The sequence below is a fragment of the Stenotrophomonas sp. MMGLT7 genome, from assembly GCF_021168555.1.
Lineage (GTDB): Bacteria > Pseudomonadota > Gammaproteobacteria > Xanthomonadales > Xanthomonadaceae > MMGLT7.
This window is the reverse complement of sequence record NZ_JAJOZS010000002.1, coordinates 141540-166466: the sequence shown is the minus strand read 5'-3', so window position 1 is coordinate 166466 and position 24927 is coordinate 141540. Positions and strand designations below refer to the sequence as shown.

16 protein-coding genes are annotated in these 24927 nt (G+C 70.5%); 13 read left to right on the top strand and 3 right to left on the bottom strand.

Translation table 11 applies throughout. The features are described 5' to 3' along the window. Positions 1–19: 19 nt before the first annotated feature. Together otsB and LRX76_RS03455 are read right to left on the bottom strand one after the other, a co-directional pair. Complete coding sequence (gene otsB, locus LRX76_RS03460; RefSeq protein ID WP_231802125.1) at positions 20–781, bottom strand: trehalose-phosphatase; 762 nt, start codon at positions 779–781, stop codon at positions 20–22. 509 nt (positions 782–1290) lie between these two features. Next, complete coding sequence (locus tag LRX76_RS03455; protein WP_231802123.1) at positions 1291–3729, bottom strand: TonB-dependent receptor; 2439 nt, start codon at positions 3727–3729, stop codon at positions 1291–1293. Between the two features lie 216 nt (positions 3730–3945). Here LRX76_RS03455 and LRX76_RS03450 point away from each other — a divergent pair, with 216 nt between their 5' ends. From LRX76_RS03450 to LRX76_RS03440, 3 genes are all read left to right on the top strand, one after another. Beyond that, the gene (locus LRX76_RS03450) at positions 3946–4422 is read left to right on the top strand and encodes a DUF3574 domain-containing protein (RefSeq protein ID WP_231802121.1); all 477 of its coding nucleotides are present in this window, start codon (positions 3946–3948) and stop codon (positions 4420–4422) included. A gap of 63 nt (positions 4423–4485) precedes the next feature. Continuing rightward, positions 4486–4971: a GNAT family N-acetyltransferase gene (locus LRX76_RS03445; RefSeq protein ID WP_231802119.1), complete on the top strand. Its 486-nt coding sequence runs from the start codon at positions 4486–4488 to the stop codon at positions 4969–4971. Positions 4972–5165: 194 nt separating this feature from the next. Then, positions 5166–5978 carry a DUF3014 domain-containing protein gene (locus LRX76_RS03440; protein ID WP_231802117.1) on the top strand — a complete coding sequence of 271 codons (813 nt, stop codon included), beginning with the start codon at positions 5166–5168 and terminating at the stop codon, positions 5976–5978. Positions 5979–6730: 752 nt separating this feature from the next. Here LRX76_RS03440 and LRX76_RS03435 read toward each other — a convergent pair. Continuing rightward, positions 6731–8071, bottom strand: coding sequence for a TolC family outer membrane protein (locus LRX76_RS03435; protein ID WP_231802115.1), 1341 nt, complete (start codon positions 8069–8071; stop codon positions 6731–6733). Between the two features lie 443 nt (positions 8072–8514). On the opposite strand from LRX76_RS03435, the gene LRX76_RS03430 reads away from it, so the two are divergent. The 10 genes from LRX76_RS03430 to clpB all read left to right on the top strand — a co-directional run bounded on the left by LRX76_RS03430 (position 8515) and on the right by clpB (position 24626). Further along, positions 8515–9768: an HlyD family efflux transporter periplasmic adaptor subunit gene (locus LRX76_RS03430; protein ID WP_231802113.1), complete on the top strand. Its 1254-nt coding sequence runs from the start codon at positions 8515–8517 to the stop codon at positions 9766–9768. Between the two features lie 9 nt (positions 9769–9777). Beyond that, a complete protein-coding gene (locus tag LRX76_RS03425) occupies positions 9778–10542 on the top strand; it encodes an ABC transporter ATP-binding protein (RefSeq protein WP_231802111.1) in 765 nt (254 codons plus the stop codon). Further along, a complete protein-coding gene (locus LRX76_RS03420; RefSeq protein ID WP_231802109.1) occupies positions 10539–12995 on the top strand; it encodes an ABC transporter permease in 2457 nt (818 codons plus the stop codon). The genes LRX76_RS03425 and LRX76_RS03420 overlap by 4 nt, the downstream gene beginning before the upstream one ends. 102 nt (positions 12996–13097) lie before the next feature. Further along, positions 13098–13856: a hypothetical protein gene (locus tag LRX76_RS03415; protein WP_231802107.1), complete on the top strand. Its 759-nt coding sequence runs from the start codon at positions 13098–13100 to the stop codon at positions 13854–13856. Positions 13857–13898: 42 nt separating this feature from the next. Next, entirely contained in the window at positions 13899–15329 is a 1431-nt protein-coding gene (locus LRX76_RS03410) for a sigma-54 dependent transcriptional regulator (RefSeq protein WP_231802105.1), read from the top strand. A gap of 812 nt (positions 15330–16141) precedes the next feature. Next, entirely contained in the window at positions 16142–16630 is a 489-nt protein-coding gene (locus LRX76_RS03405) for an ATP-binding protein (RefSeq protein ID WP_231802625.1), read from the top strand. A gap of 505 nt (positions 16631–17135) precedes the next feature. Then, positions 17136–18854, top strand: a complete 1719-nt coding sequence (locus tag LRX76_RS03400; RefSeq protein ID WP_231802103.1) for a thiamine pyrophosphate-dependent enzyme — start codon at positions 17136–17138, stop codon at positions 18852–18854. 271 nt (positions 18855–19125) lie between these two features. Then, a complete protein-coding gene (locus LRX76_RS03395; RefSeq protein ID WP_231802101.1) occupies positions 19126–20745 on the top strand; it encodes a hypothetical protein in 1620 nt (539 codons plus the stop codon). Further along, complete coding sequence (locus LRX76_RS03390) at positions 20742–21713, top strand: alpha/beta fold hydrolase (protein ID WP_231802099.1); 972 nt, start codon at positions 20742–20744, stop codon at positions 21711–21713. Before LRX76_RS03395 ends, LRX76_RS03390 begins: the two co-directional genes overlap by 4 nt. Positions 21714–22040: 327 nt before the next feature. Then, positions 22041–24626, top strand: a complete 2586-nt coding sequence (gene clpB / locus LRX76_RS03385) for an ATP-dependent chaperone ClpB (protein WP_231802097.1) — start codon at positions 22041–22043, stop codon at positions 24624–24626. The last annotated feature ends 301 nt before the right edge of the window (positions 24627–24927 follow it).

Sequence of the window (24927 nt, the reverse complement as noted above, 5' to 3'; positions counted from 1 at the left end):
GGACGTGCGCGCGTCATCGTCAGCCTGGGATGCCGGCGTTTTGGCGCAGCCAGGCATGGGCAGCGGCGATGTCCGGCAATGCATAGCGCGCCGCGGTCGGGCGGCGGGTGCCGACCAGCACGCTCCAGCCGCCCAGCCGGTTGGCGGCGGCGAAGCCGAACTCGTCGGTGAGGTCGTCGCCGACGAACACCGGCACGCGGCCGTGGAACGCGGGCTCGCCCATCAGCAGTTCCAGCGCCACGCCCTTGTCGCGGCCCAGTTGCACGAATTCCACCACGTGGTCGCCGGGCTGCAGCCGGTAGCCCGGCAGCTCCGCCAGCTGCGCTTCGGCGAATGCCAGCACCTGCTGCGCCGCCTGCGGTGCGTTGCGCCAGTGCAGGGCCAGGCCGATGCCCTCCTTGTCCTCCACCAGCACGCCGGGCAGCGTGGCGGCCAGATGCTTGGCCGCTTGGTGCAGGCGATGCAGGGAAGCGGAGGCGTCGGCCGGGGCCTGTCCGGTACCGGCGGTGCCGCGCAGCTGGTGGCCGTGCAGGCCGGCGGCGGGTAGCCGCAGCGGTGCGAACAGCGCGTCGAGCTGCGCCAGCGGACGGCCGCTGACCAGGGCCAGCGCGCCGTGCAGGCGCTCGCTGAGGTGGGAGACCGAATCGCGCACCTGCGGCAGCAGGTGCACCCGCTCGGGGCGGTCGGCGAAGTCGATCAGGGTGCCGTCCACATCCAGGAACAGGGCGTTGCCCGGTTCCAGCGACGGCGGCGATGTCGGGGGTGGGGAAGCTTCTGCCATTGCCCCGATTGTGCCCCAAACCGGCGTGAGGTACAGGTCATGGAATGGGTGAAGCGGACCTGTCCCCGGATCAGTTCGGGCGGAGGAGGGGCTTCTCGTTCCCATGCAGGCGCACTGTTGTCCGCGGAATGTTGTCCTGCCCTGTCAGCGGGGGCTTGCGGAAACGCCGTTGCAACATACCTGGCGACGACGAGACCTGGATCGTAGCGCCGGTATCCGCGCACTTGACGTCCCCGCGGCCGTCTCTTGCTCACAAGATCAGGAACAGGCAGTTCCCTTCTCCCGTTTGCGGGGGAAGGTGGCGCGCAGCGCCGGATGGGGGGAGCTTTTGCTTTCCCATGCTCCAAACAGCCCCCATCCGCCCTTCGGGCACCTTCCCCCGCAAGCGGGAGAAGGAGGGATCCTGGAATCTTGAGATGTGGTGAAGAGACAGGTCCGCGCGAGGACGACGGCTTCGGTTTTCCCCGAGTATGCGGTGCGGCGGGCCGAGGTCCTGCCTCACCTGTCGTTCAGAACGTGTAGCGCACCCGGCCGTACCAGTAGGCGCCGTTGCTGCCGATCGGCGAGAGCACGTCGTAGGGCAGGTTGCCGTAGTAGTAGATGTCCTCGTTGGACTTGTCCGGGTAGTTGTCGGTGACGTTCTGCCCGCCGATCGCCACGCTCCACTGCGCAGTCAGGCGGTACTCCGCTTCCAGGTCCAGCTGCCATTCGGCGCCATAGGTCTGGCGCGGGACGTAGCCGTCGCCGAAGTCGAACACGCGGGTGGCGCTGCCGTAGCGGCTCAGCCGCGAGGACAGCGTCCAGCGCTCGTCGTTCCAGGTGGCGGCCAGGCCGGCACGGGTGCGCGGGGTGGCGTCGGTGAGGGTGTTGCTCTCCTCCACGCCGAACAGCACGTAGTCCGGATCCAGCGCCAGCAGTGCCGACGGCGTGGCCACCACATTCTTCAGCTCGGTCTTGGCGTAGGCCCAGGTGCCGGTGACCAGGATGTCGCCGCCGGCCACCCAGCCGCGCCAGTTGGCGACCAGTTCGGCGCCGCGGGTGCGGGTGTCGGCGGCGTTGACGAAGAAGCTGGCGCTCTGCACCCCGGCCACGCCGAAGCTGTCCTGCACGAAGCCGGTCAGGGCGTCGCCGGTGATGTCCTCGGACAGTGCGATGCGGTCGTCGATGTCGATCTGGAACAGGTCCAGCGACAGGTCGAAGTGGTCGCCGATGCGGCTGGTGAAGCCCAGGCTGTAGTTGAGCGACTTCTCCGGCTTGAGATCGGTGGCGCCGAGCGCGCGCGCGATCGGGTTGTTGACCGACAGCAGCCGTCCCTGCACCAGCTGGCCGGAGGCGTCGTAGCCGGTGGAGGTGGCCTCGTAGCCGATCTGGCTCAGCGACGGGGCGTGGAAGTTGTTGGATACCGCGCCGCGCAGCGCGAACGCCGGGGAGAACTGGTAGCGCGCGGCGAGCTTGCCGGTCCACTGGCTGCCGAAGTCCTGGTAGTGCTCGTAGCGCGCGGCGATGTCGGTGGAGAACTTTTCGCCGAACTGGCTGGCCACGCTGGCATAGGCGCTGGCGACGTTGCGCGACAGGTCGGCCTCGTCCTGCGGGGTCAGCCCGCCGCCGGCCTGCGAGCCGGTGGGACGGTCGGTGTAGGGGCCTGCGGCGTAGCTGGCCGGGTCGCCGGCGTGGGTGCGGTACTGCTCGCGGCGGAACTCCGCGCCGGTGCCCAGGGTGTGGCTGGCGCCGGCGGCCTCGAACACCCGGCTCAGGTCCAGGTTGGCCACGCCCTGGTCGAAGGCGTAGTCGCCGGTCTTGAAGCGGGTGGGGCTGGACGGGCCGAGCGAGGCGTTGAGCGAATCCTTCAGCCGGTAGGTGAAGTCGTTGCGGCCGTAGTCCAGGCTGGCGTCGTAGGCCCACTGCCCCCATTGCCCGCGCGCGCCCGCCACCGCCTGCACGTCGCGGTTCTCGCCCAGCGACACCGGGCGGTAGCCGTCCGGGTAGACCTCGGGCCAGTTGGCCTCGCCGTCGGGATAGCGGAAGTAGTTGGCGCCCTCGGTATCGCGCTGGTTGTAGGTGCCGAAGAAGTAGAACTCGCTGGTGGCGCCGAACGGCAGCTTGCCGTTGATCCAGGCGTTGAGGTCCTTGGACGCGCCGTCGCCGAGCGCGTAGTTGCGCCGGCCCTGCAGCGCCAGGTTGGCCGGCGTCTGCTCCCATGACGGGATCTGGTCGTAGCCGGCGCGGTTGGTGGCCTCGCGGTTCTTCAGCTCGAAGCCGACGCGCAGGAAGCCGCCCTCGTCGCCGAGCGCGGTGCCGACCTTGCCGGACAGGTAGCTGGTCTGGCCGTCGGTGAGTTCGCGGTGGATCGGCTCCAGGTCGGTGTGGTGGGCGCCGAAGCTGGCTTCCCAGGCGCCGCCCTCCGGCGCGTCGTCGAGGATCACGTTGATCACCCCGGCCACCGCGTCCGAGCCGTACTGCGCGCCGGCGCCGTCGCGCAGCACCTCGATGCGCTTGATCGCGCTGACCGGGATGGCGTTGAAGTCCACCGGCGTGGTGCCCTTGCCGATCTTGCTGTCGGTGTTGACCAGGGCCGAGGTGTGGCGGCGCTTGCCGTTGACCAGCACCAGCACCTGGTCCGGCGACAGCCCGCGCAGCTGCGCGGCGCGCACGTGGTCGGCGCCGCCGGAATTGGACTGGCGCGGGAAGTTGAACGAGGGCAGCAGCGCCTGCAGCGCGCCGCCCAGCTCGCCGTTGACCACGCCGGCCTTGCGGATGTCGTCGGCGGTGAGCACGTCCACCGGCGAGGTCGACTCGAGCACGGTGCGGTCGCTGGCGCGGGTGCCGGTGACGATCACCGTGTCCAGCGTGGCGGTGTCGGCAGCGGCCGTGGCCTGCTGGGCGAAGGCCGGGGCCGCCAGCGCCAGGGCGACGGCGCTGGCAAGGGCGGCGGGAAGCGGATGGTGCATCGGATTCTCTCCTGCGGTGACGGCGGCCCGGCGGCGGCATGCGTCCGTGCGTGGCGGGCCAAGGGGTTCGGATGAAATCGGCTATATTCATCCGGATAGAGCGATATATTATCCGGCCGTTAAGCCGAGGGCGAGCCGAAAGTCGAATGCGGCCGCCATGACTCCATCACCGACGCTCATGTGGCCGCACCTGGGCAGACCCGAGGAAACCTATCGATGACGATGATCCGCACCGCGTTGCTGGCCGCGAGCCTGGCGCTGGCCTCCTGTGCCAGCGTGGCGCCCCCTGCCGCCTCCGGCGCCCCCACGGCTGCGCTGCAGGGCGATGCCGCGCGTCCGGCGCAGGCCGGCGGCTGGGTGCGCAGCGAGCTGTACTTCGGCGTGGGCGAGGAAAGCGGCCCGGCCGCCCGCCCGCAGACCGAGAGGATCGGCGAGGCGCAATGGCGCGCGTTCCTCGACAAGGAGGTCACGCCGCGCTTTCCCGATGGCCTGACCGTGTTGGACGCCTACGGCCAGTGGCTGTTCCGCGGTGCCGCCGAGCCCAACCGGCTGGCGACCAAGGTGCTGGTGATCCTGCACGAGGACACGCCGCAGCGGCGCAACGACATCGAGGCGATCCGGCTGGCGTGGAAGCAGGCCACCGGCCACCAATCGGTGTTGTGGTCGCGGCAGCCGGTCGAGGTGTCGTTCTGAGGCGATGGACTCGACCCGCATGTGGCGAGAATCTTTTGCCCTCCCTGCCATGGAGTTCCCCGAGTGAACACGTCCGTCGCCGCACCGACCTTCGACATCCGCGAGGACGACCTGTCCGGCGCGCCGACACGCGAACTGCTGGCCTACCACCTGCAGCAGATGCATGCCAATTCGCCGGCGGGCAGCGTGTACGCGCTGGACCTGTCGGGACTGCGGCAGCCGGGCGTGACGGTGTGGACGGCCTGGCGCGACGGGGAGCCGGTCGCGGTCGGCGCGCTGAAGATGCTCGGCGGCCACGACGCCGAGCTCAAGTCCATGCGCACCCATCCGCGCCATCTGCGCCAGGGGGCCGCGGCGGCGATGCTGGAGCACATCATCGCGGCGGCACGGAGCCGCGGGGTGAGGCGGCTCAGCCTGGAAACCGGCAGCGGGCCGTCGTTCGAGCCGGCGCTGGCGCTGTATCGCCGCCGCGGCTTCCGCAACGGACCGGCGTTCTCGGATTACACGGCCAGCGAATTCAACCAGTTCCTGCACCTGGCGCTCGACTGAGCGGCCGCACGGTGCCGTGCGGGATGCCCTGCGTGTCGTAGGCATCGACCCGCAGCAGGCCGTAGCCGGCCTGATGTCCACGACGGATTGTTCGCGTGGCAACCCTGCATGGCCGGCCTGCGGCAGACTTCCGGAACCCTGGGCAATCGACGTTGTCCCAATAGGCTGACGACATCGAAAGACAGGAGTGGCGAATGACGCAGCGGCAGACGCTCTGGCCGTGGATCCTCGGCATCGTGCTGGTGGCCGGATTGGGATGGTGGCTGTTCTGGCCCCGGCAGCAGGCCGGGCAGGTAGCCGAGGAAGCACCGGCCACGGGAGCCGCACTCGCACCCGCGGCGGGTGCGCCGGCCGACCCCGCGGCGAACGGGGAGCCGGCGATCCAGCACCCGGTATCCAGCGACGACGCGGCGGCACCGGCATTGCCGGCCCTGGCCGACAGCGATGCAGCGGCGTGGGAGGCGCTTTCCGGGCTGGCCGACGGCGACGATGCGCTCGCCCTGCTGATCCGCGACCATCTCGTCCAGCGCCTGGTGGTCATGGTGGACAACCTGACCCAGCCGCGCATCGCCACGCGCGCGCTGGCGGTGACGCCGGTGCCTGGGACGCTGGGCGTGGACGCGTCCGAGGCCGGAACGACGCTGGCGGCGGCGAATGCGCAGCGCTACGCACCCTACGTGCAGGCATTCACGCGGATCGATGCCGGGCGCGCGGCGGCAACCTATGCGCACTTCTATCCGCTGTTCCAGCAGGCCTACGCCGAGCTGGGCACGCAGGGCTACTTCAACGACCGCCTGGTGCAGGTGATCGACCACTTGCTGCAGGCACCGGAGCCGGCGCAGCCGCCGGCCCTGCAGCTCAACGACAGCGGCAAGTACCGCTTCGTCGATCCGGCGCTGGAATCGCTGTCGGTGGGGCAGAAGGCGCTGGTCCGCCTGGGGCCGGAGCAGGAGGCCGCGGTGAAGGCGCAGCTGCGCCGGCTGCGCGCGGCGCTGGCGCGGACTTGAGAGCTGGTGGAGATATCCGGGTGCGAGCTGCGCCTTGAGGGAGAAATCAGCAATAGCCAGCCGTCCCTTCTCCCGCAAGCGGGAGAAGGGAACGGCGCTCGCTCATCCGGAATTGCCGCGGAGTCTCCCTTCTCCCGTTCACGGGAGAAGGTGGCGCGCAGCGCCGGATGAGGGTGCTTTTGCTGTGGCTTTCCCATGCCTGGACCAGCCCCCATCCGCCCTTCGGGCTCCTTCCCCCGCAAGCGGGAGAAGGGAACGGCGCTCGCTCATCCGGAATCGCCGCGGAGTCTCCCTTCTCCCGTTCACGGGAGAAGGTGGCGCGCAGCGCCGGATGAGGGGGCTTTTGTTGTTGCTTCCCGATGCTCCGAACAGCCCCCATCCGCCCTTCGGGCACCTTCCCCCGCAAGCGGGAGAAGGGAACGGCGCTCGCTCATCCGGAATCGCCGCGGAGTCTCCCTTCTCCCGTTCATGGGAGAAGGTGGCGCGCAGCGCCGGATGAGGGTGCTTTTGCTGTTGCTTACCGATGCTCCAAGCAGCCCCCATCCGCCCTTCGGGCTCCTTCCCCCGCAAGCGGGAGAAGGGGGAGCCCGGGCCGATTGCGGCAATGTCCAGGGGCCTCCGCTTGCCTGGAGTTCTGCCGGGCAGCAGCGCGCGTACGCGGGAATGACGTCTGGAGAAAGAGCGCGACGGCTTCCGGCGTCGTGCAAGCCTGCGTACGTACGTACGCACGTGGCCTTGCAATGCCGCCACGCCTACGGTGCGGCCGGGGCAGGGGCGCGCTGCAGCCAGCGATTGATCTCCTCGATGTCGGTCTCGGCGAGCACGCCGGCGGCCTGCCTGAGCAGCAACTGGTCCATCACGAACTGGTGGCGCAGCGATGAATACTGGCTCTGGGTGTTGGCCAGCTGGCCGATGGCCACCACCAGGTTGGTCAGGCTCTGGGTGCCGATCTCGTAGCCCATCTGCATCGCCCGCACCGAGTCGCTGGCGGCGGACATCGCCAGCCGCGCCGCCTCGACCTGCGCCACGCCCTGTTCCAAGGCCTTGTAGTAGGTGCGCACCTCGTACTCGGCCTGGCGACGGCTGCCTTCCAGCGCGCCGGCGGCCTGGTCGCGCTGCGCCAGCGCCTGGCGTACCTGCGCATGCACCCGCCCGCCGCTGTAGAGCGGGAAGCTCAGGGTCAGGCCGACCGCCGCCTCGTCGCGGCCGTAGCTGGGATCGCTGGCGGCGCGGGTGTACCACTGGCCGGTCCTGCCGTAGCTGAAACTGGCGGCCAACGTGGGCAGGTGGCCGCCGCGTGCCGCGGTCACCGCGTGCTCGGCCGCGCGCAGGGTTTGCGCGTCTGCGCCGATGGCCGGGCTGCGCTGTGCGGCCTGGGCGACCCAGGCGTCGGCGTCGGCCGGTACCGGCATCTGCATCGGGAAGTCCTCGCGCAGCACCGCCAGCGTGCCCGGCGGGCGGCCTACGATCCTTGCCAGCGCCTGGCGGCTGCTCTCCAGCGCGTTCTCCACCGCGATGCGCTGGGCCTTGATGCTGAGCCAGTAGGCCTTGGCCTGGTTCATGTCGACTTCGGCCGACAGTCCCTGCTCGTAGCGGACGCTGGTCTGCTCGTACTGGCGCCGGTAGGCGTCCTCGTAGGCGTCGTAGGTCCTGAGCTGGTCCTGCGCCACGAGCACGTCGAAGTAGGCCTGCGCCAGGCGCATGAACAGGTCCAGGCGGGCGCCGCGCAGGTCTTCCTCGCCGGCGGCGGCCTCGGCCTTGGCCTGCCTCAGCGTGGCCAGGTCGGACAGGTTGAACAGCGTCTGGGTCACGCTGCCGCCGAGCTGGCGTTCGCGCAGATGGCCCGCGTGGTCGTCCAGGGTGCCGCCGCGGGTATCGACGAGCTGCTGCTGCAGCGTGGCCTGCGGCAGCAGCGCGGAGCGTCCGATCGGCACGTTCTGGTCGGTGGCGCGCTTGCCGGCGTCGGCCTGGGCCAGGGTCGGGTCCTCGGCGACGGCCAGCCGCAGCAGGTCCATCAGGTCTTCGGCGCGTGCCGGAGCCGCATACAGGGCGCAGGCGAGCGCGAGGTGGGCAAGCAGCAGGGAGGTCTTCATGGCGTCCTGTACGGCGGAGGATGCGCTGCAGGACGCAGGTACCGTGCCAGCGGCCGGCAGGCGACGTCCCGCTTGCGTGCGGGACGGCCGCGGCCGCATGCCGGTCGGCCCTGTAGCCCCGGGGAGATCGCCTTGGAGCAGGCGGGCGAGGATGCGTTGAAGGGGGCGTGGGCCAGGCACCACGGGGCTTTGCGCGACATTGGGGGCTGCATCCTGCTGCCGGTGGAAGGGCGGCGTCGATCGCCGTCATCCGGCACCGGCCGGGCCCTGGCACAAGGAAACCGGCCGAACCGAGTCGCGATTCCCGTCCGTTTCCGGATGTCCGATGTCCGCAAGCGGACGTCCATCCGGCCGGACACGGACAGTGCGTGGCGCGAAACCCAGCAATGGCGGGCGTCGGCATCGCGTCGGACAACTGGCACGCTCCGTGCTCAAACCCCGGCATGGATATCGCCAAGCCCTCCGCCGTCCCCTTCTGGAAGCGCCGCCGCGTGCGCTGGGCCATCGCCGCCGCATCGCTGGCCGTGCTGGCCGCGATAGCCGCGTTCGGCCTGGGCAGGGCCGCGCCAAGCGTGGCCCGCAACGAACTGTGGATCGAGCGCGTGCAGCGCGGCGACATGAAGCGCGAGATCCGCGCCAGCGGCACGCTGGTGCCCAGCGACATCCGCTGGATCGTCGCCGGCGCCACCGCCAGCGTGCAGCGCGTGGCGGCGCAGGCGGGCGAGCAGGTGCAGGCCGATACCCTGGTCCTGGAGCTGGTCAACCCGGAACTGCAGGCCAACCTGCAGAAGGCGCAGGCCAGCCTGGCCGGCGCCGAGGCGGACATGGCCGCGACGCGCACCTCGCTGGCCTCGCAGCTGCTGGACCAGCAGGCGCTGCGGGCGCAGGCGCAAAGCGAGCTGGAACTGGCCAGGATCAAGGCCCAGGCCTACCAGCGCGCGCACGATGGCGGCGCGATCTCCGGCATCGACCTGCGGCAGAGCCAGATCGCCGAGCGGCAGAACGGCGAGCGCGCCCGCATCGAGGGCGAGCGGGTGGCGGCGTTCGGACAGAACATGGCCGCGCAACTGCGCGCCGCCGGCGCCCGCCGCGACGAGGCCGCCAGCGCGCTCGACATCGCCCGTCGCCAGGTGGCCGCGCTGCAGGTGCGTGCCGGCATCGACGGCATCCTGCAGCAGGTGGACGTGGAGCCGGGGCAGCAGGTCGAGGCCGGCGCCAAGCTGGCACGGGTGGCGCGTCCGGATGCGCTGATCGCACGCCTGCAGGTGCCCGAGGTGCTGGCCAAGGACCTGGCGCTGCAGCTGCCGGTCAGCGTGGACACCCGCAACGGGGTCGTGCCGGGGCACCTGGTGCGGGTCGATCCGGCGGTGCGCGACGGCAGCGTGGTGGTCGATGTCGCCTTCGACGCGGCGCTGCCGGCCGGCGCGCGCCCGGACCTCAGCGTCGACGGACGCATCCTGCTGGGCACGTTGAAGGACGTGGTCAGCATCGGCCGCCCGTCCCTGGCCGCGCCGGACGGCAGCGGGACGCTGTTCGTGCTGCGTTCCGGCGAAGCCACCGCGCGCCGCGTGCAGGTGCGCTATGGCGGCGCTTCCAGCGACCGCATCGAAGTGCGCGCCGGGCTGGCGCCGGGCGATGAGGTCGTGCTTTCCGACACCAACCGCTGGAACGGCTACGACCGCCTGCGGCTACGCTGACATTTGACCATGGAGACTTCACCGATGCAGGACACCGAGGCTTCCCCGCTGATCCGGCTGGACGGACTGGGCAAGATCTTCCACACCGACGAGGTGGAGACCCACGCGCTGTCGGACATCGCGCTGGACATCGCGCGCGGCGACTTCGTCGCCATCACCGGGCCGTCCGGCTGCGGCAAGTCCACGCTGCTGTCGATCCTGGGCCTGCTCGACGCGCCCAGCGGCGGCAGCTACCGGCTCGACGGGCGCAACGTCGCCGAACTCGACGCGCGCGCCCGCGCCCGGGTGCGCAACGGCGAGATCGGCTTCATCTTCCAGGCCTTCAACCTGATCGCCGACCTCACCGTGGAGGAGAACGTGGCGCTGCCGCTGACCTACCGCGACGACTACGACCGCGGCGTCGCGCGCCAGCGCGTGCGCGAGGTGCTGGAACTGGTCGGCATGAACCACCGCGCCCGCCACTACCCCGGCCAGCTCTCCGGCGGCCAGCAGCAGCGCGTGGCGGTGGCGCGCGCGCTGGCCGGCGACCCGGCGATCCTGCTCGCCGACGAGCCCACCGGCAACCTCGACAGCCACAACGGCGAGGCGGTGATGCAACTGCTCGAACAGCTGCACGCCGGCGGCGCCACGCTGTGCATGGTCACCCACGACACCGCCTTCGCCCGCCGCGCCGCGCGCATCGTGCACATGCTCGACGGCCGCATCGTCGACGAGGACAGCTTCGAGCGGCTGCGGCACGAGCGCGACATGCCGCTGCCGGTGCTGCCGGCATGAGCCGGGCGCGGATATGGATCGACGAGGCCGGCCAGGCCTGGCGCGGACTGCTGCGGAGGCCGGGCTACCTGCTGCTGGCGGCGCTGACCCTGGCGCTGGGCGTGGCGACCTCGACCACGGTGTTCGCGCTGATCGACCAGGCGCTGCTCAAGCCGCTGCCGTTCCCGCAGGCCGAGCGGCTGGTGACGCTGGGGATGCAGATGGACGACGTGGAGGGGCTGGCGGGGCGGAATGCCGGTGCTCCGGGCTACTACCCACCCACCAAGCGCATGCGCAGCCTGGCCGCGTCGGGCATGTCGCTGGGCTTCACCCGCAACAGCAACATCGCCCGCGGCGACGTCGCCGAGGTGGTCCCAAGCCTGTCCGCCGACCGCGGCTTCCTGCAGACGCTGGGCGTGCAGCCGCTGCTGGGACGCAACTTCAGCGAGGAGGAGGATCGGCCCGACGGGCCGCAGGCGGCGATCCTGGGTTACGAGCTGTGGCGGCAGCGCCTCGGCGGCGATCCGGAGATCGTCGGCAAGACCCTGCTGGTCGAAGGCAGGACGGTGCCGATCGTCGGCGTGCTGCCGAGCACCTTCGTCTGGCCGGACCGCTTCGACCTGATGCTGCCCTTGCAGCCCGATCCGGGCAGCACGTCCACCGCGACCAACCAGCACATCGTCGGCCGTCTCGCAGCGGATGCCTCGTTGGCGGGGGCGACGGCCGAGGCCGATGCGGCGATGCGGCGGGTGGCCGCGGGCCAGATGACCACCGATCGCGAGCGCGGTTTCCTGCAACGGATGCGCTTCACCGCGCTGCCGCTGCACGACAGCATCTTCGCCAGCCGCTCCGGCAGGGCGCTGTGGATGTTCCTGGCGGCGGCCTTGTGCGTGCTGGCGATCGCGGCATTCAACCTCGGCAATCTGATGCTGTTGCGCGCGCTGACGCGCGACCATGACACCGCGGTGCGCGCGGCTATGGGAGCGCCGGCCGCGCGGCTGGCGCTGCCGGCGTTCGCCGAGGCCCTGTTGGTGGGCGTCCTCGGTGCGCTGGGGGGCGTCGTGCTGAGCTGGATCGGCCTGCGCCTGCTGGGCAGTTGGGTGCCGCTCGAATGGCTGCGTGGACAGCCGCCGGCGCTGAGTGCGTCGGCAATCGGGTTCGCAAGCATGGCCGGCGTGGCGGTGGCGCTGACGGGGGCGATGCTCGGCGCATGGCGCGGGCGCCGCCGTGCGGCGCTGGCAGATATCGGCCGGGAGGGACAGAGCGGGTTGGGGCGCGGCGGTGGACAATTGGCGCGCGGCCTGATCGTGGTGCAGGTCGCGGCGGCAGCGATGCTGCTGCTGTGCGCATCGCTGTTCGCGCACAGCCTGCACAGGCTCTCGCAGGTGCCGATGGGGTTCGAGAGCCGGTCCATCGTCACCTTCACCCTTTCGCCGGTACGCGGCGCGGTGGGCGACATCGCCGAGGTGAGCCGGCAGGCGCGCGGCGTGCTCCAGGCGCTGGAGCGCGAGTCCGGCGCGGCACTGGCCGGGGCGTCCACCAACCTGCCCACCGCCTCGCAGTTCAACAACTACATGGAGTTTCCCGACGGCCGCGGCAGCGGCGTCCAGTACCGGCCGGTGAGTGCAGGCTTCCTTGACGTGTTCGGCATTCCCCTGCTGGCCGGACGTGGCTTCGACGCGACGCTGGATCGTGTCGGCAGCGAGTCGGTCGGCGTGGTCAGCCAGGCTTTCGCCCGCGAGTACCTTGGCGGCGATGCGCTCGGCAAGATCGTGCGCGTGGCCGAGGGCGAGAACGCCTTCGTGCCGGTGCGGGTGGTCGGCGTGGTCGGCGACGTGCGCCAGTACGGCCCGGCAGAACCCGCGCCGCCGGTGCTCTATGTCGCGCTTGGGCAGCTTAGTCCGCAGTTGTGGGGCATGCTGCGCGAATACATGCCATTGCAGTATGCGGTGCAGGTCCGTCCCGGCATGGAAACCGCACTGATGCGGCGTCTGCCCGAGCTGGTCCGCCAGGTTTCGCCCGGCCAGCCGATCACCGACGTCCAGACCATGCAGGCCGTGGTCGCCTCCACCACCCGCGACCAGAAGCTCAACCTGCTGCTGGTGGGCGTGTTCTCGGCGCTGGCGCTGCTGCTGGCGGCGGTCGGGCTGTACGCGGTGATGGCGGTATCGGTGGCGGCGCGGCGGCACGAGTTCGGCGTGCGCGCGGCGCTGGGCGCGCCGCCGGCGCGGCTGCTGCGGCAGGTGCTGGGCGAGAGCGCGCGGCAGCTGGCGCTGGGGCTGGCGATCGGCCTGGCGGTGGCGCTGGCATCGGCGCGGCTGCTGCAGCGCTTCCTGTTCGGCGTGGATGCCGCCGATCCGCTGGCGATCGCGGTGGTGGTGGCGGTGCTGGCCGCCTCCGGCCTGCTGGCCACGCTGGTACCGGCGCTGCGCGCCGCGCGGGTACATCCGATGCAGGCGCTGCGGATGGAATGAGCGCATCGATGCCGACATGGCCTGCACGTGTCCGTCCGGTAGATGTTTGCGCCATCCTCGAAGAAATCGAACGTGCACTATCAGTGCCGGGTAGGTGAGCCGATGTCGATCGATGAAGTCAACGAATTGCGCAGGCACAATCGCCTGCTCAAAGCAGGGCTGGCCATAGCCTGTCTCGTGGCGGTCGTGGTCCTGCTGTCAGGGGCGAAGGTGCCGAAGGGCCGGGCGGTTTTCTTGGAGATCGACGTCGGGCGGATCAACGTCGTCGCCGATGACGGCTCCAGGTCCATGGTGCTGGCCGCGCGCGGCCGCACAGCCGATGCCATCGTCAATGGCAATTCGCTTCCCGGCGAGCAGCCGAGAATGCCGGGCATCGTTTTCTACAACGGCGTTGGCGACGAAGTGGGTGGGCTGATCTACGACGGCAAGCTCGACGCCAGTGGCAAGCCTGGCGGCGGCGTGCATTTCTCGATGGAGCGGTTCGGCGGCGACCCGCAACTGGCCGTGCACCATTACCAGGACAACGGTTTCATGGAGACCGGCCTGTCGGTCTACGACCGTGGGTTCTTTCGTGACTATGACGATCGGTACCGGCAGTATCAGCACGCGCCGGAAGGCCCGCAGAAGGCCGTGCTGCCACAGCGCTGGAAGGACGCCGGCGGCCGCCAGACCCAGTGGCTGTTCGTGGGCCGCACCCGTGGCGATGCTTCGGCGCTGGTCCTGGCGGATGCGGGCGGCAAGCCGCGCATCATGATGACGGTGACGCGCGAGGGAGTTCCAGCGCTGCAGTTCCTGGACAACCAGGACAACGTCATGCAGAGCCTGCCCGAAGGCGGAGCAAGCCTGGTAGATGCATCATGAAGCCCGGGTCGGCCGGGCTGGCAGACCGTTAGACTCGCGGGCATGAAAACGTCCGTGCAGACCGTTTTGCGCATCCTCGTCGTCGACGACCAGGCCGACGTGCGCGAGGCGCTGCGCCTGCTGCTCAAGAGTGCCGGTTACGGCATGGTCGGCGCGGAGTCGCCGGAGGTGGCGCTCGGCTGCCTGCGCGGGGATACCTTCGCCGCGGTCATCGTCGACATGAACTACCGCGCCGACACCACCTCCGGCGGCGAGGGGCTGGCGTTGATCGAGGCGATCGCCGCGCAGTGGCCGGGGTTGCCGGTGGTCGCGATGACCGCTTGGGCCAGCGTCGGCCTGGCGGTGGAGGCGATGCGCCGCGGCGCGGCCGACTTCATCGAGAAGCCCTGGCAGAACGAGCGCGTGCTTGCCGTGTTGCAGGCGCGCATCGAGCTGGACCGCCGCGGCCGCGACCTGGCGCACCTGGCGGCGGCGCAGGCGCTGGCGCTGGAGCAGGGCGAGGGCGGCTTCATCGCCGTCTCCGCGCCAATGCGCGCGCTGGTGGAGGACCTGGCGCGCATCGCCGACAGCGATGCCGGGCTCCTGCTGCTCGGCGAGAACGGCACCGGCAAGAGCCTGATCGCCCGGCATGTGCACCGCTGGTCGGCGCGGCGCGACAAGCCGTTCGTCAAGGTCGATGTCGGCGGGCTGCCGCCGAGCCTGTTCGAGGCCGAGCTGTTCGGCCACGTGCGCGGCGCCTTCACCGATGCGCGCCAGGACCGCGCCGGGCGTTTCGAGGTGGCCGACGGCGGCACCCTGTTCCTGGACGAGATCGGCAACCTGCCGCTGGAGCAGCAGCCCAAGCTGCTGCGCACGCTGGAAAGCGGCGAGTTCGAGCGGGTCGGTGCCTCGCGTACCCAGCGCGTGGACGTGCGCGTGGTCGCCGCGACCAATGCCGACCTGGCGGCCGAGGTCGCCGCCGGCCGCTTCCGCCAGGACCTGCTGTACCGCCTCAACACCTTCGTCGCGCGGGTGCCGCCGCTGCGCGAGCGCGACGAGGACATCCTGCCGCTGGCGCACCACTACCTGGCCCAGGCCGGCCAGCGCTACCGGCGCCCGGCGCTCACGCTGGCCGCCGATGCCGAGGCGGCGCTGCGCGCCTATGCCTGGCCCGGCAACGTGCGCGAGCTGGCGCACGTGATGGAGCGCGCCGCGCTGCTGACGCGCGCCGAGCGGGTCGGTGCCGGGGACCTGCGCCTGCACGATGGCATGCCGCGCCCGGCCCCGGCATTCGACCGGCTCACCCTGGACGAGGCCGAGGCACTGCTGCTGCGGCAGGCCCTGGCCCGCAATCGCGGCCACCTGCAGCGCACCGCCGACCAACTCGGCCTCACCCGCCAGAGCCTGTACCGGCGCCTGGAAAAACACGGCATCCGCAGCGATGAATCCGCGCACGTGGATGTGCGGCCGATCGCCAGGGACTCGCAGCGATGAGCCAGTGGGGCGGGGGCCTGCCACTGCGCCAGGCGCTGCCGCTGCTGCCGGCGTTGGTCGCGCTGGCACTGGTGCTGCTCGCCGGCACGCCGCGGCCGGCGGCGGCCGGCGTCCTGTTCGTGCTGGTGCTCGGGCTGACCGCGGTGGCGTTGCGCCATGCGCGGCGCCACGACCGCGGCCACCTGCATACCCTGGGCAACCTGCTCGATGCCCTGCGCGAAGGCGATCTCGCCGTGCGCAGCGCGGTGCGCGACGATGCCATGGCGCCGTTGGCGGCGCGCTTCAACGCGCTGGCCTCGCACCTGCAGGACGAGCAGCGCGCCCAGCAGGAAAGCCTGCAGTTGCTCGGCAAGACCCTGGCCGCACTGGACGGGGCGGTGTTCGCCTTCGAGCAGGACGGGCGCCTGCGCCTGGTCAATCCGGCCGGCGAGCGCCTGCTGGCGCGGCCGGCGACGCAACTGCTGGGGCGCAGCGCCGGCGAGCTGGGGCTTGCGTCGTTGTTCGAGCTGCCCGACGGCAGCATCCAGGCGCATGCGTTCGCCGGCCGCCACGGGCGCTGGCAGGTCGGCCATGCCGCGCTGCGCAGCCGCAGCCAGGCCGGCCGGCTGCTGGTGCTTCAGCCGATGGAACGGGCCCTGCGCGAGGAGGAGGCCCAGGCCTTCCGGCGCCTGCTGAGGGTACTCGGCCACGAGATCAACAACTCGCTGGCGCCGATCGCCTCGATGGCCGACACCCTGGGCCGGCTGCTGCCGGCGGCGGGCACGGCCGTCGACGACGAGCGGCTGCAGGACCTGGGCGACGGCCTGCGCCTGATCGAGCAGCGCAGCGCGGCGCTGCAGCGTTTCATCGGCGGCTACGCGCGGCTGGCGCGGTTGCCGGCGCCGCAGCCGCGGCCGGTCGCGCTGGCGCCGCTGTGCCGCGATGCGGTGCGGCTGTTCGAGCCGGCGCGGGTACAGGTCACCACCGCCGTGGACGTCGAGGTCCGCGCCGATGCGGACCAACTCGGGCAGGTGCTCATCAACCTGCTGCGCAACGGACTGGAGGCCGGCGGCGACGCGCCGGTGGAGCTGGGCTGGAGCGAGCGCGATGGTCGGGTGACGATCGAGATCGGCGACCGCGGCCCGGGCCTGCCGGACAGCGGCAACCTGTTCGTGCCGTTCTTCACCACCAAGCCGGGAGGCGCAGGCATCGGCCTGGTGCTGTCGCGGCAGATCGTGGAGGCGCAGGGCGGCAGTCTCGAACTGCTGGCGCGCGAGGACGGACCGGGCGTGCGGGCGCGGATCGTGCTGCCGGCGGCGTGAGCCGGCGGAGCGGGCCATAGTGGCCTGTCCGCCAAGATCTGGTCGTCCCCGCGAAGGCGCACTACCGTCCAGAGAAAACTCGGGATCGGACGGCTGCCAGCTGAAACCGAGTGACTCACGTTCGAAGAGTTGGACTCGTCGTCCCCGCGAAAGCGGGGACCCAGCGACTCCCGCGATGAAATCAATCAGCTACGGAATCTCCCGTTAGCTCCACCTTGGGTCCCCTCCTGACAGCCATGCGGCTGTGGAAAGCCGCGGGGAAGACGAGTGCCCGGATGCCGTCGCTACGATCCAGGCTCCGTCTTCGCCAAGCGGCGTCGCATCAGCGTTGCCGCAAGCCGTCGCCGACGAAGCGGGAAGACTTCTCCGGACGCTAGTGCGCCTTCGCGGGGACGACGAACATCAAGCCACTGCGGGAGGTGTGAACACGCGCCTCACCTGGCCTGGACACGCTGCTTACCCGCCGGCGCCTAGCCTGCGGTGCATTGCACAACGGGAATCCACCATGGCCAAGCGCGTTGCCGAGATCGTCGTCGAAACCCTGCAGGCCGCGGGCGTCAAGCACTGCTACGGCATCGTCGGCGATACCCTGAACCACGTCACCGACGCCATCCACAAGAGCGAGATCGAGTGGGTCCACGTGCGCCACGAGGAGGTGGCCGCCTTCGCCGCCGGCGCCGATTCGCTGATCGGCGGCAACCTCACCGCCTGCGCCGGGTCCTGCGGGCCGGGCGGGCTGCACTTCATCAACGGCGTATTCGAGAGCAACCGCAACCGCGCGCCGATGGTGCTGATCGCCAGCCAGGTGGTGACGCCGGAGCTGGGCATGGAGTTCCCGCAGGAGGTGGACTTCAAGGCGGTGTACTCCAGCTGCAGCGTGTTCTGCGAGCAGGTGTACAGCCCCGAGCAGGCGCGTCGCGTGGTGGCGCTGGCCTGCCAGGCGGCCATCAGCCGCCGCGGCGTGGCGGTGGTGATCCTGCCGGCGGACATCAGCCGCGCCGAGGTCAAGCACGACGTGCCGTTCTCGGTGCACTACGCGCAGCCGGTGCTGCGTCCGTCCGATGCCGAACTGCAGCGCATCGCCGAGCTGCTGGGCAAGGCCGGCAAGATCGGCATCTACGCCGGCGCCGGTTGCGAGCACGCGCACGACCTGCTGGTGCAACTGGCGGCCAGGCTCAAGGCGCCGGTGGCGCACACCTCGCGCGCCAAGGATTTCGTCGAGCACGACAACCCGTACAACATGGGCATGACCGGGATCTTCGGCATCGAGTCCGGCTTCCACACGCTGATGGCCTGCGACACGCTGCTGCTGCTCGGCGCGGACTTCGCCTGGGGCCAGTACTACCCGGACAAGGCGACGATCATCCAGGTCGATCGCGACGGCAGCCATCTGGGCCGCCGCCATCCGGTCGAGCTGGGCGTGGTCGGCGACATCGTGCCGACGCTGCAGGCGCTGCTGCCGCTGCTGGCCGGGCGCGAGGACACCACGTTCCTCGACGAATGCATCAAGCACCGCGACAAGGCGATGGAAAAGCGCGCCAAGGAGGAACAGCCCGGCGAGGGCGAGCTGATCCACCCGCAGCACCTGACCGCGCTGCTCGACCGCCACGCCGCCGACGATGCGCTGTTCACCGCCGACGGCGGTTCGCCGATGGTGTGGGTGCTGCGCCACATCCATAGCAACGGCCGCCGCCGCACCCTCACCAGCCTGCTGCACGGCACGATGGCCAACGCGATGCCGCAGGCGCTGGGATTGCAGAAGGCGTTCCCCGGCCGGCAGGTGATCTCGCTGTCCGGCGACGGCGGCCTGGCGATGCTGCTGGGCGACCTGCTGACCGCGGTGCAGGAGAAGCTGCCGATCAAGGTGGTGGTGTTCAACAACAGCTCGCTGAATTTCGTCGAGCTGGAGCAGAAGGTCGAGGGCCTGCTGGACAACTACACCGACCTGCTCAACCCGGACTTCGGCCGCCTGGCCGAGGTGATCGGCTTCCACGGCCGCACGGTCACCCGCTCGGAGGAGCTGGAGGCGGCGGTGCGTGACTTCCTGGCCCAGCCGGGCCCGGCGCTGCTCGACGTGCACACCAGCCCGACCGAACTGGTGATGCCGCCGGAGGTGGAGTTCTCGCAGGTGGCCGGCACCGCGCTGTACGCGGCCAAGGCACTGCTCGGCGGCCGCGCCGGCGACGTCAAGGACCTGCTGGTGGACAACTTCCTGAAGAAGTGATCCTGGCGGGTGCGGGAATGCATGGAAGCGAGCTGCAGGAGCTACTGTAGGAGCGACTTCAGTCGCGATGACGCTTCACCGGGAAGTCCCCATCGCGCCTGAAGTCGCTCCTGCGGTTACAGGCGCCGCAGTTGCAGGTGCCATTGCGCTGCCGTGATCGATTCGATCTCGGGCGCCTGCACACGCGGGCATGCGGCGCCGGGGCAGGGATGGATAGGCAGCGGCATCTGGCCGGCCTAACATCGGCCTCTCCCCCGCTCACTCCTCGCGCATGCCTATCCCGTCCGCTGCCCCGTCACGCCCGCGCTGGTTCGTCGCCGGCGATCTCAACGGCTTCTTCGGCCTGGTCGTCGACAACCTGTCGATCCTCGGCTTCATCGCCATGGCGCTGGTGGGGATGTTCCAGTTCCCCGCCGATGTCGTGTTCGGGCGCATGTTCCCCGGCACCGCGCTGGGCGTGCTGGTCGGCAACCTGCTGTACACCCTGATGGCGCGGCGGCTGGCCGCGCGCACGGGGCGCGAGGACGTCACCGCGATGCCGCTGGGGCTGGACGCGCCCACCAGCATCGGCATGGCGCTGCTGGTGCTGGGCCCGGCGTTCCTCGCGTTCAAGGCACAGGGGCTGGAGCCGCACGCGGCGGCGCTGGCGACCTGGAAGCTGGGCATGGCCTCGCTGGTGGTGATGGGCGTGCTCAAGCTGGTGCTGTCGTTCTTCGGCGAGGCGGTGACGCGGGCGCTGCCGCGCGCCGCGCTGCTGGGCTCGATCGCCGGCATCGCGCTGGTGCTGATGGGTTTCCTGCCGCTGGTGGAGGCGCTGCGCTCGCCGGTCGTCGGCCTGGTCACGCTGGGCCTGCTGCTGTACGTGCTGATCGCCAAGGGCCGGCTGCCGGTGAAGCTGCCGGCGGTGCTGGTGGTGTTCGTGGTCGGCACCGCGCTGTACTACGGCCTGGGCCTGCTGGGCCTGGGCGCGCCGGGCTTCGCGCTGCCGGCGTGGACGCCGCCGCAGGTGGTGGTGCCGTGGCCGAGCCTGGGCTTCGTCGAAGGGCTGCCGGCCACCGTGCCGTACCTGCCGCTGCTGCTGCCGTTCGGGCTGCTGATGGTGGTCGGCGGCATCAACGTCAGCGAAAGCGCGCGCGCGGCCGGCGACGACTACCGCACCCGCGACATCCTGCTGGTGGAGGCCTTCGCCACGCTGGTGGCCGGCGTCTGCGGCGGCGTCGCCCAGACCACGCCGTACATCGGCCAGCCCGCCTACAAGCACATGGGTGCGCGCAGCGGCTACACGCTGCTGACCGGGCTGTTCGTCGGCATCGGCGGCATGCTCGGGGTGATCTCCGGGCTGGTGCAGTGGCTGCCGCTGGCGGTGCTGGCGCCGATCATCGTCTACGTCGCCATCGACATCACCACCCAGGCGTTCCAGGCCACGCCCAGGCAGCATGCCGGAGCGATGGTGCTGGGGTTCCTGCCATCGGTGGCCTACCTGCTGGCGATCAAGGCGCCGGGCTGGATCGCGCCGGACAGGCTGGCGCAGATGACCACCGCGCTCGACGGCCATGGCCTGCCGGAGCTGGCGGTGATCTTCGCCCTGGGCAACGGCTTCATCATCACCGCGATGCTGTGGATTGCCGCGGTGGCGGCGATGATCGACGGCCGCCTGCGGCGCGCCGCGGGGTTCCTGCTGGTGGCTGCCGGGCTGACCCTGTTCGGCCTGGTCCACTCGGTCGATCCGCGCGGCGGCATCTATCTGCCCTGGCAGCTCGAGGGCCTGCCGCGGATCATCAGCTGGCAGTTCGCCGGCGGCTACCTGGCGCTGGCGGCGTTGATGGGGCTGCTGTCGCTGCAACGCACGCCGGCATCTGGCGACGTTCCCTCGACGGGAGAGCGGACATGACGCATGACGGCATCGGGATGGCGCCGCGCCGTCTGCACATGCTGTGGGTGTTAGCGCTGTGGCTGCTGGCCGGCGGAATCGCGCAGGCCGCCTCGCCGGTGCGCGCGCCGTGGTGGACGGACCTGCCGCAGATGCAGACCACGCAGGTGTACGGGCAGACCATCCGCTATTACGACGTCGGCGAGGGGCCGACGCTGGTGCTGCTGCACGGGCTGGGCAGCAGCGCCGGGTTCGACTGGGGCACGGTGATCCCGGAACTGGCCAGGCACTACCGGGTGCTGGCGCCGGACCAGCTCGGCTTCGGCGCGTCGGCCAAGCCGCTGATCAACTACGGCCCGGCTACCTGGGTGGACATGCTCGGCGCGTTCCTGCGCGAGCGCGGCGTGACCCGCTTCGACCTGGCCGGCGAGTCGCTGGGCGGCTGGATCGCCGGGCTGTACGCGGTGCGTGCGGGGCAGGCGGGATACCCGCTGCCGCAGCGGCTGGTGCTGGTCGATGCCGCCGGCCATCCGTCGATGAAGCCGGTGACGGGCCAGGCCGGCCGCGACGCGGTGCTGCCGGTGCTGTCGCGCGATTCGGTGCGCGAAGGGCTGTCGCGGTTCGTCTTCCACGATCCGGGCATCGTCACCGCCGAGGTGGCCGAGCAGGCCTTCCGCGCACGCCTGGCCGAGGGCGCGCAGTGCACCCAGGACAGCTTCTGGAAGAACCTGGGCGGGGACGATACGGTGTTCCTCGACCGCCCGGCGCTGGCCGGGCTGGAGCTGCCGGTGCTGGTCTTTTGGGGCGCGCAGGACCGGCTGGTGCCGCTGGCCAACGGCCGCGATTTCGCCGAATGGATCCCCGGGGCACGGCTGGCGCTGGTCGACGATGCCGGCCATGCGCCGGCCATCGAGCAGCCGCAGGCGTTCCTGCAGGTGTTGCTGCCGTTCCTGCAGGCAGACCCGTCGGCTGGCGATGCCGTGCGGTGACCTGATCGGCGGCAACTGTCAGCCCTGCCGCACTCCTACCCGTCGTCCCCGCGAAGGCGGGGGCCCAGTGCCTTACCGCGGCACCGGCTCAAGTCGCCGGGTCCCCGCCTTCGCGGGGACGACGGAGAACTGACGGTTATCGCTGATCAGGTGCGGTGATGGCGCCGTCACGCCGCCTGCGCCGGTCCCCGGCTAGGCTGGGCGGCGTTGGAAGGGCTGTCTTGGCCTGTTTCCTCGTCTCAGTTGGCCTTGAAACAAGCCGGGGCGCGCCCATCTGAAAGGCAGACCCGCCGGCCGTCGCCGGACTTTGATTCGAGGATTCAACCCATGCGGATGGACAAGCTCACCTCGCGTTTCCAGCAGGCGCTGGCCGACGCGCAGTCGCTGGCCGTGGGCCGCGACAACAACATCATCGAGCCGGTGCACGTGTTCTCGGCGCTGATCGACCAGTCCGGCGGCAGCACCAAGCCGCTGCTGACGCAGGCCGGCATCAACGTTCCCGTCCTGCGCGACCGCCTCAACGAGGCCCTGGACGCGCTGCCCAAGGTGTCCGGCCAGGACGGCAACCTGTCCATCGGCAACGACCTCAACCGCCTGCTCAACCTCACCGACAAGCTCGCCCAGCAGCATGGCGATGCCTTCATCGCCAGCGAGTGGTTCGTGCTGGCCGCGGTCGACGATGGCGGCCCGCTCGGCCTGGCGCTGCGCGCCGCCGGCGCCAACAAGCAGAAACTGGAAGCGGCCATCGAGAAGGTACGGGGAGGCGAGAGCGTGCAGTCGGAGAATGCGGAAGACCAGCGCCAGGCGCTGGAGAAGTTCACCATCGACCTCACCGCGCGCGCCGAGAGCGGCAAGCTCGACCCGGTGATCGGCCGCGACGAGGAGATCCGCCGCACCGTGCAGGTGCTGCAGCGCCGGACCAAGAACAACCCGGTGCTGATCGGCGAGCCCGGCGTGGGCAAGACCGCGATCGTCGAGGGCCTGGCCCAGCGCATCGTCAAGGGCGAGGTGCCGGAAGGGCTGCGCGGCAAGCGCGTGCTGGCGCTGGACATGGGCGCGCTGATCGCCGGCGCCAAGTTCCGCGGCGAGTTCGAGGAGCGGCTTAAGGGCGTGCTCAACGACCTGGCCAAGAACGAGGGCCAGATCATCCTGTTCATCGACGAGCTGCACACCATGGTCGGCGCAGGCAAGGCCGACGGCGCGATGGACGCCGGCAACATGCTCAAGCCGGCGCTGGCGCGCGGCGAGCTGCACTGCATCGGCGCCACCACCCTGGACGAGTACCGCAAGTACATCGAGAAGGACGCCGCGCTGGAGCGCCGCTTCCAGAAGGTGTTCGTCGGCGAGCCGACGGTGGAGGACACCATCGCCATCCTGCGCGGGCTGAAGGAGCGCTACGCGGTGCACCACGGCGTGGAGATCACCGACCCGGCGATCGTCGCCGCGGCCACGCTGTCCAACCGCTACATCGCCGACCGCCAGCTGCCGGACAAGGCCATCGACCTGATGGACGAAGCCGCCAGCCGCATCCGCATGGAGATCGACTCCAAGCCGGAGGAGCTGGACCGCCTGGAGCGCAGGCTGATCCAGCTCAAGATCCAGCGCGAGATGCTCAAGAAGGAGAAGGACGAGGCCTCCAGGCAGCGGCTTGCGGACCTGGAGAGCGACATCGACAAGCTCGAGCGCGAGTTTTCCGATCTCGACGAGGTGTGGAAGTCGGAGAAGGCCGCGCTGCAGGGCACCACCAAGATCAAGGAGCAGATCGAGCAGGCCCGGGTCGAGCTGGAGGCGGCGCAGCGCCGCCAGGACTTCGCCAAGATGAGCGAGATCCAGTACGGCGTGCTGCCGACGCTGGAGAAGCAGCTGGCCGCCGCCAACGAGGTCGAGCACAAGGAGTTCAAGCTGGTGCAGGACCGCGTCACCGCCGAGGAGATCGCCGAGGTGGTCTCGCGCTGGACCGGCATCCCGGTCAACCGCATGCTCGAGGGCGAGCGCGACAAGCTGCTGCGCATGGAGGACGTGCTGCACGAGCGCGTGGTCGGCCAGGAAGAGGCGATCCGCGTGGTCTCCGACGCGGTGCGGCGCTCGCGCGCCGGCCTGTCCGATCCCAACCGCCCGAGCGGCTCGTTCCTGTTCCTCGGCCCGACCGGCGTGGGCAAGACCGAACTGTGCAAGGCGCTGGCCGAGTTCCTGTTCGACAGCTCCGACGCGATGATCCGCATCGACATGAGCGAGTTCATGGAGAAGCACTCGGTGGCCCGGCTGATCGGTGCGCCTCCGGGCTACGTCGGCTACGAGGAGGGCGGCTACATCACCGAGGCGGTGCGCCGCCGGCCGTACTCGCTGATCCTGCTCGACGAGGTCGAGAAGGCGCATCCGGACGTGTTCAACATCCTGCTGCAGGTGCTCGACGACGGCCGCCTGACCGACGGCCAGGGGCGCACGGTGGACTTCCGCAACACCGTCATCGTGATGACCTCCAACCTCGGCTCGCACCAGATCCAGGAGATGGGGGGAGATGACTCTCCAGAGGCCTACACCCAGATGAAGGCCGCGGTGATGGGCGTGGTGCAGGCGCACTTCCGCCCGGAGTTCATCAACCGCCTGGACGACATCGTCGTGTTCCACCCGCTGGACAAGGTGCAGATCAAGGAGATCGCCAGGATCCAGATGCACGGGCTGGAGCAGCGCCTGGCCGAGCGCGGGCTGAAGATCGAGGTGTCCGACAAGGCGTTCGAACTGCTGGGCAACGTCGGCTTCGACCCGGTCTACGGCGCGCGCCCGCTGCGCCGCGCGATCCAGTCGCAGCTGGAGAACCCGCTGGCGCAGAAGCTGCTGGCCGGCGAGTTCCTCAGCGGCGATACCGTCAAGGTGGATGCGCAGGGCGGGCAGCTGGTGTTCGACAAGGGTTGAGCCGGCAATCCCGGTGCCGGAAACCGAAAGAGGCCCGCCATGGCGGGCCTCTTTTCTGGGCTCTTCTAGGCTCTCCCCTTCTCCCGTTCACGGGAGAAGGTGGCGCGCAGCGCCGGATGAGGGGGCTTTTGCTTTTGCTTTCCCATGCTCCAGGCAGCCCCCCATCTGCCCTTCGGGCACCTTCCCCCGCAAGCGGGAGAAGGGAACAGCGCTCGCTCACCCGGAATCGCCGCGGAGTTCCCTTCTCCCGTTCACGGGAGAAGGTGGCGCGCAGCGCCGGATGAGGGCGCTTTTGCCGTTG